Genomic DNA, 1,588 nt, shown 5'->3' on the forward strand with positions numbered 1-1,588 from the left:
CGGCTGGTGCCGCGTCCTCTGCCGGTGTCAGGCCCGGATCAGTGTTCGGAGTCTCCATCGTGCATCAGCCCCTTCCTACGCTTCTATTAAGACATTAGCCCCAAGAAGCCGGGTGACGCTGAAGACTTCCGAAATACGGACTACTTCGTAATGTCCGGATCGTCCTTGACATTGGTTCCGGCGATGGCGTCCCGGGCGGCCCGGCGCAGCTTCTTGTCCGAGACAGCGCGCTCCCCCACGGCACCGGGCGTCCAGGCGTTGACATCCTCTTCGTTGAAGCCGGTCTTGGACGGACGGCGCTTCACGGAGATGCCCGTGACGCCGTCGGCCAGCCGCCGGGTGACAAGCAGGAAGCCGGTGTGCGCGACCATCCTGTGGTCCGGACGCACCGCGAGGCCCTCGAGGTGCCAGCCGCGGACCATGGATTCCCAGGCGTCGGGTTCGGTGAAGCGGCCGTCGGCGCGGATGGCCTCGGCGGTCCGGGACAGCTGCGTCACAGTGGCGACATAGTTGATCCACACGCCGCCCGGCGCCAGGACCGTGGCCACGGCGTCAAGGCATTCCCACGGCGCGAGCATGTCCAGGACCACGCGGTCCACGGAGCCGGGTTCCTCGGTGCGGACCACTTCCTCCTGGAAATCGCCGATGCTGATCTGCCAGGCCGGGTGCGGGCCGCCGAAGATCGTCTCGACGTTGCCGCGGGCGATGTCGGCGAATTCCTCCCGGCGCTCGAAGGAGTGCAGGTAGCCGTTGTCGCCCACCGCGCGGAGCAGCGAGATGGACAGGGCGCCGGAGCCGACGCCGGCCTCGACGACGCGGGCGCCCGGGAAGATGTCCGCCATGGTGACGATCTGGCCGGCGTCCTTGGGGTAGACGACGGCTGCGCCGCGGGGCATCGAGAGAACGAAGTCGGAGAGCAGGGGGCGCAGTGTCTGGTACTGCTGGCCGACGTTGTTGACCACCACGGAGCCGTCCGGCTTGCCGATGATCTCGTCGTGGTTCAGGAAGCCGCGGTGCGTGTGGAAAGCGCCGCCGGCTTCGAGGCTGATCGTGTTCATCCGGCCGCGCTCGTCGGTGAGCTGCACGCGTTCGCCTTCGCGGAAGGGTCCGCGGCGGCGCGCTGCGCCGACGGGGGCAGCGGCAGNCCTGCCGTGCCGTTCGCCGGGGCGGTGTGACTGACGGCTGCGTTGGTGACGGCTGTTCCGGCGTCGTCCGGGCTGGTGCTGGCGGCGGTGTCGCTGCTCATGAAGATGTTCCTCGCTCCTGGAAAGCTGTGTTGCCGGGGATGTTGCCGGCGGGCCGGCTGCCGGTGCCCAGGGCGTTAAGCCCCGGATGGGAAAGACACGGATGGGAAAGACATGGCCGGAAATACACGACCGGCAGGTAACTCTACCGGCTTTGGCCGAACATCCGTTTGCCGGCACCGGCGCCCTTGCCGGCGAGGGCGCCCAGGACGGCGGCTTGCCGGAGCAGGCCGGTGATGGTTCCGTCGCGGTCCACGACGGCGTATTCGAGGCCGTCGAGTTGGGCCAGGTACTGGATGAGTTCCTGTCCCTTGGACCACTCGGGCACATAGGCGCCCGCCCCG

General features: G+C 68.3%; 2 pseudogenes. Both read right to left on the reverse strand.

What is annotated here, in order from left to right:
• Window positions 1-140 precede the first annotated feature (140 nt).
• Window positions 141-1,136: pseudogene (locus tag K789_RS0104935) on the reverse strand (tRNA (adenine-N1)-methyltransferase); the annotation flags it as partial.
• A 253-nt stretch (window positions 1,137-1,389) separates the two neighbouring features.
• Window positions 1,390-1,588: pseudogene (locus K789_RS0104940) on the reverse strand (site-2 protease family protein); the annotation flags it as partial.

It is taken from the genome of Arthrobacter sp. TB 26 (genome assembly GCF_000427315.1).
Taxonomy (GTDB): Bacteria; Actinomycetota; Actinomycetes; order Actinomycetales; family Micrococcaceae; genus Arthrobacter.